The following is a 7,033-nucleotide window of genomic DNA, read 5'->3' as shown; positions in this document are numbered from 1 at the left end:
CCGCTCAAATCCTTTGAGGGCGACACTTAGGGGCTGGGCCACTCTGTACTGCGAGGGTGGTGACGTCCTAACACCGTTGGCCCCCTAGCTGCTTTCTTTGCTTACTTTCTTTGCAGCAGCAAAGAAAGTGAGTCCCGCCCCGGACAGGGGCAGAGCTAATAGACCACAAAGAAAGCAAGTTCCATAGAAGCGCCTGAGCGTCAAAAAAAGTTCGACACTTCAAAAACCGGCGCTTCAGCGCCCCAGGTACGATTCAATAACGGTCTCGTTCCGCTTGACATCATCGAGCGTCCCCTCGGCGAGCACAGACCCCTCGGCCATGACCGTGACCTTCCCGGCAACCCCGGAAAGAGCCGCAACAAACTCCATGTCATGCTCGACGACCATCATCGAACACGTGCCGCGCAGCTTGTTGAGCAAATCGGCGAGTTCCATCGTCTCGTGATCGGTCATGCCGGCCGCCGGCTCGTCGAGCAGCAGCAGCGATGGCTGTTGCATCAGCAGCATGCCGATCTCGAGCCGCTGCTTCTGCCCGTGCGACAGCTCGCCCGCAAGCCGCGTCGCCTCGTGCTGAAGACGAATCAGCTCCAGCGTCTCCTCGATCCGCACCTGCGCCGTGCGGTCCAGCCGCGCGCGCAACGATGCAAACCAGCGCTTGTCCGTCTTCATCGCAAGCTCGAGGTTCTCCCACACCGGATGATTCTCGAACACGGTCGGCTTCTGAAACTTGCGGCCGATGCCCGTGCGCGCGATCACCGGCTCCGACATGCGCGTGAGGTCGAGCGTCTGGCCGAGGAACACCTTGCCGCCATCCGGCCGCGTCTTGCCCGTAATGACGTCCATCATCGTCGTCTTGCCCGCGCCGTTCGGGCCGATCACGCAACGCAACTCGCCGACGTCGATCGACAGCGTCAGCTTGTTCAGCGCGCGAAAGCCGTCGAAGGAAACGGTCACGTCCTCGAGATACAGGATCGTCCCGTGCGAAACGTCAATCTCGCCCGGCGCCAGCACGTGGCCGAGGCCGGTAATGCCGTTGATGTTGCGTTCGCTCGTTTCCGGCAGCGGCGGCAAGTCGACAATCAAAGCGTTGTGAGCGGTCATTGCGCATGCCCCCCGGTCTTGTTCCTGCGCAGCGCCACGTCGATCAGGCCCATGATTCCGTTCGGCAAGAGCAGCGGCACGAGCGTGAAGATGAGGCCCAGGAAAAACAGCCAGTATTCGGGGAAGTTCGCCGTGAAGAAGCTCTTCGCGCCATTCACCGCGAACGCGCCGACGATCGGTCCGATCAGCGTGCCGCGCCCCCCGACGGCCACCCAGATCGCCATCTCGATCGAGTTGCCCGGCGACATCTCGCTCGGATTGATGATGCCGACCTGCGGCACGTAGAGCGCGCCCGCAATGCCGCACAGCACCGCCGACACCGTCCAGATGAAGAGCTTGTACGCGAGCGGACTGTAGCCGAGGAACATCAGGCGCGCTTCGCCGTCGCGCACGCCGGTGACGACGCGGCCGAGCTTCGAGGTCACGATCCCGCGCGCCGCGAGAAACGCGAGCACGAGCACGGCGAACGTGATCAGGAAGAGGGCCGTGCGCGTGCCCGGATGCGTGATCGGAAAACCGGCAATGCGCTTGAAGTCCGTGAAGCCGTTGTTGCCGCCGAAGCCCGTCTCGTTGCGATAGAAGAACAGCATGGCGGCGAACGTCATCGCCTGCGTGATGATCGACAGGTACACGCCCTTCACGCGAGAGCGAAACGTGAAGAAGCCGAACACCCACGCGAGAATGCCCGGCACCAGCACGACGAGCGCAAGCGCATACCAGAGATGCTCGGTACCTTCCCAGTACCACGGCAGCTTGTGCCAGTCGAGGAACACCATGAAGTCGGGCAGGTCGCTCTGATACGTGCCCTCGCGGCCGATCGACCTCATCAGGTACATGCCCATCGCATAGCCGCCGAGCGCGAAGAAGAGCGCATGGCCGAGGCTGAGAATCCCGCAGTAGCCCCAGACGAGATCGAGTGCAAGCGCGCCGATCGCGTAACACATGAGCTTGCCGATGAGCGTCATCGCGTAGGCGGAGAGATGGAACGTGCTCGTCTCCGGCAGGACGAGCGCGGCGACCGGCACGCAGATGCCCATCGCGATGATGAGCGCGACGAGCGCAAGCCAGCCGCTGCGCGGCAGGAGCGCGGCGCGTGGCGGCAGGCCGAGCGCGAAGCCTTCGCGCTTCGCGCGGTCGTCGGGTTGCGGGGCGACGTCGAGGTTCGCGCTTACGTCGGGTGATGAAGCGGTCATCTCAAGCCTCCGCGCTGCGGCCCTTCAGGGCAAACATGCCCTGCGGACGCTTCTGGATGAACAACACGATGAGCACCAGCACCGCGATCTTCGCGAGCACCGCGCCCCAGAACGGCTCGATCGTCTTGCTGATGAGCCCGAGGCCGAAGCCGCCGATCACCGTCCCCGCGAGCTGCCCGACACCGCCGAGCACCACCGCCATGAACGAATCGATGATGTAGCTCTGGCCGAGGTCGGGGCCGACGTTGCCGATCTGCGAAAGCGCGCAGCCGCCGAGTCCCGCAATGCCCGCGCCGAATGCGAAAGCGTACGAATCGACGCGCGCCGTCTTCACGCCGACACACGCCGCCATGCGGCGGTTCTGCGTGACGGCGCGCACGAAGAGGCCGAGGCGCGTCTTGGTGAGCACGGCCCAGGCGATCAGCACGACCACGAGCGAGAAGCCGAGGATCGTCAGACGGTTGTACGGCAGGATCAGGTTCTGCATCACGTTGACGCCGCCGCTCATCCACGAGGGGTTCGTCACCTGCACGTTCTGCGCGCCGAAGATCATGCGCGTCGCCTGAATGAGGATCAGGCTGATGCCGAAGGTCGTCAGCAGCGTTTCGAGCGGGCGGCCGTAGAGATGCTTCAGCACGAGCCGCTCGAGCACGATGCCGACCGCCGCCGCCGCCACGAACGACACCGGGACGGCAAGGAGCGGATACCAGTTGAATGCGCCGGGTGCGAAGTGCTGCACGAAGTTCTGCACGACATAGGTGGCATAGGCGCCGATCATCAGGAACTCGCCGTGCGCCATGTTGATGACGCCGATCAAGCCATAGGTGATCGCAAGGCCGAGCGCCGCGAGCAAGAGCACGCTGCCGAGCGAGAGCCCGGCGAACAGCGTGCCCGCGATCTGGCCGCGCCGCTGGATCGAATCGAGGTCTGCGATGCCCGCCTGCGCTGCGGCGCGCACGCGCTCATCGGCTTCGTTGTAGCTGCCGTCCGCTTTCTTCGCGACGATCGGGCGCAGCAGCTCGTTCATGTCGAGGTCGTGGCGCGCAGCGACGAGTTGCACGGCTTCAAGGCGCTTCGCCGCATCGGGATCGTGCAGCGCGGTCATCGCCCACAGGGTGTCGAGGCGCTTCTTCAGGTCCGCGTCAGTTTCGACGGCGCGTGCCTTGTCGATCAGCGGCTTGGCCGACGGATCGGGGTTTTTCAGCAGCGCGGCAACCGCCTCGCGGCGCTTGGCGACATCGGTCGATGCGAGCTGCAGCGCCGACAGCGCGCCCGCGACCTTCGCGCGCAACAGGTTGTTCAGCGTGATCGCCTGTGCATCGGGTGCATCGACGATCTTGCCGGTCAGCGGGTCCTTGTTGCCATCGTCGGTCTGCACGAGCACCTGGCCTTTGTCGGTCGCGACGAGCGAGCCGTCCGCGAGCGCTGCGAGAACGACGACCGACGTGGCGTCGGCGTTCGCGACGAGCTTGTCGATGGCGGCGGATTTGGCGTCGAAGTCGTCGGCGCCGAGCGGGGCGAGATCGTCGGCGGTGAGGGCGGCGAATGCGGCGAGCGGCGCGCAGGCGATCATCACTGCGCAGATCGCACGTCGGACTATCCGCGCGAAGGTATGGCTAGGCGAACCGGTCATGATGGCCTTTCAGATCGAGCGGGGTAGTGCATGAAGACGCCGGCCCGTGCGACGAATCACAACGGGCGCGGCGGTACGGCTTCATTTCTTCAGACCGTCGAACGGTCGGCGATCACGCCACGCGCGAGCGCCGCAGGAACGCCGGGATCGACGTGACGATGTCTGGCTTGCCCTGGTTGCCGGCGATATACGGGCTCCACGGCTGCGCGCGGATCGCGGTCTTGGTCTTCCACACGACATTGAACTGGCCGTCGCCGCGAATCTCGCCGATCATCACCGGCTTGTGCAGGTGATGGTTGCCGTCCATGGTCAGCGTGAAGCCCGAGGGCGCGGCCACCGTCTGGCCGATCATCGCGACGCGCACCTTGTCCACGTCCGTGCTCTTCGCCTTTTCGACGGCCTGCTTCCACATGTGGATACCGACGAAGGTCGCTTCCATCGGATCGTTGGTCACGCGCTTCGTGCCGCCCGGCAGGTTCTGCGACTTGACCCACTCGGCCCATTGCGTTTCGAACTTCTTGTTGTTCGGGTTCTTCACCGACATGAAGTAGTTCCATGCAGCCAGGTGCCCGACGAGCGGCTTCGTGTCGATGCCGCGCAGTTCTTCCTCGCCGACCGAGAACGCCACGACCGGGACGTCGGTCGCCTTCAGTCCCTGGTTGCCCAGTTCCTTGTAGAACGGGACGTTCGAATCGCCGTTGATCGTCGAGATGACCGTCGTCTTTCCGCCCTGCGAGAAGGTCTTGATGTTCGCGACGATGGTCTGATAGTCGCTATGTCCGAACGGTGTGTAGACCTCTTGAATATCCTCATCCTTGACTCCCTTCGAGTGGAGGAAGGCGCGCAGGATCTTGTTGGTCGTGCGCGGGTACACGTAATCGGTGCCGAGCAGGAAGTAGCGCTTGGCGCTGCCGCCTTCGGGTCCCATCAGGTACTCGACGGCCGGGATCGCCTGCTGGTTGGGCGCGGCGCCCGTGTAGAACACGTTGCGCGACATCTCTTCGCCTTCGTACTGCACCGGGTAGAAGAGCAGGCCGTTGAGCTCCTCGAACACGGGCAGCACCGACTTGCGCGACACCGACGTCCAGCAGCCGAACACGACGGCGACCTTGTCCTGCGTAAGAAGCTGGCGCGCCTTCTCGGCGAAGAGCGGCCAGTTCGACGCCGGGTCCACGACGACCGGCTGGATCTGCCGGCCCATCACGCCGCCGTTCTTGTTGATGTCGGCGATGGTCATGAGCGCGGTGTCTTTCAGCGACGTCTCGGAGATGGCCATCGTGCCGGAGAGCGAATGCAGGATGCCGACCTTGATCGGACCGGTATCGGCGGCTTGAGCCTTGGATATCGGCAACTGGCCTGCGAGGGCGAGCGCGCCGGACATCGAGCCGAATTTCAGGAGACTGCGTCGTTTCATGTGTTTCCCCTTGCCGATATGTTGTGATGAGTCGTAGTGGACAGGCGTGTTCGGGCTGGCGGTCCGCGCGCGGGCGGACGAGCAGCGGAGTTATTACTGCAAGGGGTATGCCAACGTGCAATAGATGCTTGATTGGCGGGGCTTTGCGCGGAGTTTGGGTCGCCGTTCGGAACGGGAAGGGGAGCGCCTTTGGGGGCGTTTTGGTGCATCGCGCCGAAAGCGTGCCTCGCGGCGGTGCGTGCGGGAGGAGGCGAAGTCACCTTCGCGGGGCGAAGGGAGTGCTGGCTGCCCGCGCTCGCGGGCGAGGTCAGGGTTGCGTGCTCGAACGGTGTCGAGCACGCAACCCCGAGCGCAAGTGCTTACCGATTAACCATCCGCGCCGGCACGCTCAACACGAGCACGGCGCCAAAAATCAGGAACCCGGCAAGCATATACATCCCGCTCGAATTCGAGCCTGTGACCTGCTTGAGCCAACCTACCAGATACGGGCTGAGAAAGCCGGCCAGATTCCCGAGCGAGTTGATCATCGCGATACCGGCCGCCGCGCCCGTGCCGGCCAGGAACGCCGTCGGCAGGCTCCAGAACAGCGGCAGCGTCGTGAGAATGCCCATCGTGCCGAGCGTCAGGCCCAGCATCGCGAGCGCCGTGTTGTTCGCCCAGATCACCGACAACACCAGCCCGATCGAGCCGATCACGGCCGGAATCGCAATGTGCCAGCGGCGCTCGCCGCGCTTGTCCGCGCTCCTTGCGACCAGCAGCATCCCGACCACCGCCGCGCCATACGGAATCGCCGACAGCAGGCCTATCGAGAGCGCATCCGTGACGCCGGTCGCCTTGATGATCGTCGGCAGCCAGAAGCTCACGCCATAAAGCCCCATTACGAACGAGAAATAGATGAGGCTCATCATCCATACACGCCCGCTCGACAGGATCTTGCCGATCGGCATGTCTTCCTTCTCGACGTTGTCCGCCGCGATATTGCGCTCGAGCAGGTCGCGCTCCTCGGTCGTCAGCCACTTCGCCTTCGCGATGCGGTCATCGAGCAGCATCAGCACCATGATCCCGACGACGATCGACGGAATGCCTTCCAGCAACAGCAGCCATTGCCAGCCATGCCAGCCGTTCGCGCCGTCGAAGCTCTTCATGATCCAGCCCGACACCGGCCCGCCGATCAGCCCGGAGAGCGCGATCGCGGTCATGAAGAGCGTGGTCATGCGGCCGCGCCGGTGCGCCGGATACCAGTACGTAAGGTACAGAATGATGCCGGGGAAGAACCCCGCTTCCGCGACGCCGAGCAGGAAGCGCATGACGTAGAACATCGTCGGCGTGGTGATGAACATCGTGAGCGCGGAGATGATGCCCCAGGTAATCATGATCCGCGCGATCCACACGCGTGCGCCGACCTTGTGCAGGATGACGTTGCTCGGGATCTCGAAGATGAAGTAGCCGAAGAAGAAGATGCCGGCGCCGAAGCCGTAGACGGCATCCGACAAGCCGAGGTCGGCGCTCATCTGCAGCTTCGCAAAACCGACGTTCACGCGATCCAGATACGCCACCACATAACAGAGCAGAAGAAGCGGCGAAAGCCGCCACGCGACTTTGCGATAGGTGGCTTCCTCGAAGGCGGATGGGGCTCCTGCGCCGGGGCGATGCAGGGGAGGGGCAGTGCTGGCCATTTTTTTGTCTCCTCGA

5 protein-coding genes are annotated in these 7,033 nt (G+C 63.9%); all 5 read right to left on the bottom strand.

The genetic code is table 11. From position 1 onward, the window contains the following. Nucleotides 1-234 precede the first annotated feature (234 nt). Nucleotides 235-1,101 carry an urea ABC transporter ATP-binding protein UrtD gene (gene urtD / locus AWB81_RS29900; protein WP_062640369.1) on the bottom strand — a complete coding sequence of 289 codons (867 nt, stop codon included), beginning with the start codon at nucleotides 1,099-1,101 and terminating at the stop codon, nucleotides 235-237. Beyond that, nucleotides 1,098-2,294 carry an urea ABC transporter permease subunit UrtC gene (gene urtC, locus AWB81_RS29895; protein WP_062640363.1) on the bottom strand — a complete coding sequence of 399 codons (1,197 nt, stop codon included), beginning with the start codon at nucleotides 2,292-2,294 and terminating at the stop codon, nucleotides 1,098-1,100. The genes urtD and urtC overlap by 4 nt, the downstream gene beginning before the upstream one ends. A gap of 1 nt (nucleotide 2,295) precedes the next feature. Continuing rightward, nucleotides 2,296-3,927 (bottom strand): urea ABC transporter permease subunit UrtB, encoded by a 1,632-nt coding sequence (urtB, locus tag AWB81_RS29890; protein ID WP_087135283.1) that lies wholly within the window; start codon nucleotides 3,925-3,927, stop codon nucleotides 2,296-2,298. 112 nt (nucleotides 3,928-4,039) lie between these two features. Next, nucleotides 4,040-5,341 carry an urea ABC transporter substrate-binding protein gene (gene urtA / locus AWB81_RS29885; RefSeq protein WP_062640359.1) on the bottom strand — a complete coding sequence of 434 codons (1,302 nt, stop codon included), beginning with the start codon at nucleotides 5,339-5,341 and terminating at the stop codon, nucleotides 4,040-4,042. A gap of 359 nt (nucleotides 5,342-5,700) precedes the next feature. Further along, the gene (locus AWB81_RS29880; RefSeq protein ID WP_062640357.1) at nucleotides 5,701-7,017 is read right to left on the bottom strand and encodes an MFS transporter; all 1,317 of its coding nucleotides are present in this window, start codon (nucleotides 7,015-7,017) and stop codon (nucleotides 5,701-5,703) included. Between the last annotated feature and the right edge of the window lie 16 nt (nucleotides 7,018-7,033).

Source organism: Caballeronia arationis (assembly GCF_001544975.2).
In the GTDB taxonomy this organism is placed as follows: Bacteria; Pseudomonadota; Gammaproteobacteria; order Burkholderiales; family Burkholderiaceae; genus Caballeronia; species Caballeronia arationis.
The sequence above is the reverse complement of the archived record's forward strand: the minus strand, read 5'-3'. Positions and strand labels throughout refer to the sequence as shown.

Bases quoted from the DNA above. Each gene is read 5' to 3' on its own strand.
- urtD (WP_062640369.1), bottom strand. From the start codon at position 1,101: ATGACCGCTCACAACGCTTTGATTGTCGACTTGCCGCCGCTGCCGGAA.
- urtC (WP_062640363.1), bottom strand. From the start codon at position 2,294: ATGACCGCTTCATCACCCGACGTAAGCGCGAACCTCGACGTCGCCCCG.
- urtB (WP_087135283.1), bottom strand. From the start codon at position 3,927: ATGACCGGTTCGCCTAGCCATACCTTCGCGCGGATAGTCCGACGTGCG.
- urtA (WP_062640359.1), bottom strand. From the start codon at position 5,341: ATGAAACGACGCAGTCTCCTGAAATTCGGCTCGATGTCCGGCGCGCTC.
- AWB81_RS29880 (WP_062640357.1), bottom strand. From the start codon at position 7,017: ATGGCCAGCACTGCCCCTCCCCTGCATCGCCCCGGCGCAGGAGCCCCA.